This window comes from Burkholderia sp. HMSC10F09, from assembly GCF_001806955.1.
Taxonomy (GTDB): domain Bacteria; phylum Pseudomonadota; class Gammaproteobacteria; order Burkholderiales; family Burkholderiaceae; genus Burkholderia; species Burkholderia multivorans.
Window position 1 is genome coordinate 1 of the sequence record NZ_KV786787.1, and the last position, 1,814, is coordinate 1,814.

The window sequence follows — 1,814 nt, forward strand, 5'->3', positions numbered from 1 at the left end:
GCGTCAGGTTACGCAATCGCTCTCAAACTCTCCACGGTTTCCTGCGATGAACCAAACAAAAAGCCCGGCATAGGCCGGGCTCGTCCTGCGGTCCGCTCGCTCGAGCGTTGCGCCGTTACGCGCGTCCGTCGCGCAGTTCTCGCCGCAGGATCTTGCCGACGTTCGTCTTCGGCAATTCCGTGCGGAATTCGACGAACTTCGGCCGCTTGTAGCCGGTCAGGCGCTCCTTGCAGTACGCAAGCAGATCCTTGTCGGTCAGCGCCGGATCCTTCTTCACGACGAAGAGCTTCACCGCTTCGCCCGAGTGCTCGTCCGGCACGCCGACCGCGGCCACTTCGAACACGCCCGGATGCGATGCGACGACGTCTTCGACTTCGTTCGGATACACGTTGAAGCCGGATACGAGAATCATGTCCTTCTTGCGATCGACGATCTTCACGTAACCGCGCGCATCCATCACACCGACGTCGCCGGTCTTGAAGAATCCGTCCGGACACATGACCTTCGCGGTTTCCTCCGGGCGGTTCCAGTAACCGGCCATCACTTGCGGCCCGCGGATGCAGATCTCGCCCGGCTCGCCCAGCGGGACGTCGTTGCCGGCATCGTCGCGAATCGTGACTTCGGTCGAGGGCAGCGGCAGCCCGATCGTCCCGCTGTATTCGGTCGCCGTGACCGGATTGCAGGTCGCGACCGGCGACGTTTCGGACAGCCCGTAGCCTTCGACGATCGCCGTATGAGTCTTTTCATACCAGCGCTTCGCGACGCCTTCCTGGATCGCCATCCCGCCGCCGTTCGCAATCACGAGCTTCGAAAGATCCAGTTGGCCGAAGTCGGGATGATTCAGCAGCGCGTTGTACAGCGTGTTGACGGCCGGGATCGTCGATATCTGATAGCCCTTCAGCTCCTTGATCATTCCGCCGATGTCGCGCGGATTCGGAATCAGCACGCCCATGCCGCCGGTGCGCATCGTCAGAAAGCCGCAGACGGTCAGCGCAAACACGTGATAGAGCGGCAGCGCGACAACCGTCACGAACTGTTTCACGTCGGGATACTTGTCGTGTGCAGGCTGATGCCACGCGCCGGCCTGCAGCACGTTCGACACGATGTTCCGGTGCAGCAGCGTCGCGCCCTTTGCGACGCCGGTCGTGCCGCCCGTGTATTGCAGGAATGCGACGTCGTCGGGGCCGAGCTTCGGCGGCTTGAACGTTTGCCGCGCTCCTTCGGCGAGCGCCGCGTTGAAGCGCGTAAACGACGGCAACTGCCAGGCCGGCACCATCTTCTTCACCTTGCGCACCACGTAGTTGACGATCCAGCCCTTGATGCCGAGCAGATCGCCCATCGACGCGACGACGACGTGCTTGATCGCCGTATTCGCAATCACCGCCTGCAGCGTCGACGCGAAATTCTCGAGAATGACGATCGCTTCGGCACCACTGTCCTTCAGCTGATGCTCGAGCTCACGCGGCGTGTAAAGCGGGTTCACGTTGACGACCGTATAGCCGGCGCGCAGCACGGCCGCAATCGTGACCGGATACTGGAGCACGTTCGGCATCATGATGGCGACGCGCGCGCCGCGGGCGAGGCCGCGCGACTGCAGCCACGCACCGAAGCGGCGCGACAGCGCATCGAGTTCGCCGTACGTAATCGCCTTGCCCATGCAGACGAATGCCGTACGGTCGCGGTATTGCGTGAAGCTCTCGTCGAGGAGGTCGGGAACGGATGGATACGGAGACGCGTCGATTTCGGCTGGAACGCCGGGCGGGTACGATTTCAGCCAAATTTTGGGTTCATCGCAGGAAACCGTGGAGGGTTTG

1 protein-coding gene is annotated in these 1,814 nt (G+C 62.5%); it reads right to left on the bottom strand.

What is annotated here, in order from left to right; all coding sequences use genetic code 11:
• Positions 1–115: 115 nt before the first annotated feature.
• A complete protein-coding gene (locus HMPREF3115_RS18835; protein ID WP_070555603.1) occupies positions 116–1,780 on the bottom strand; it encodes a long-chain fatty acid--CoA ligase in 1,665 nt (554 codons plus the stop codon).
• Between the last annotated feature and the right edge of the window lie 34 nt (positions 1,781–1,814).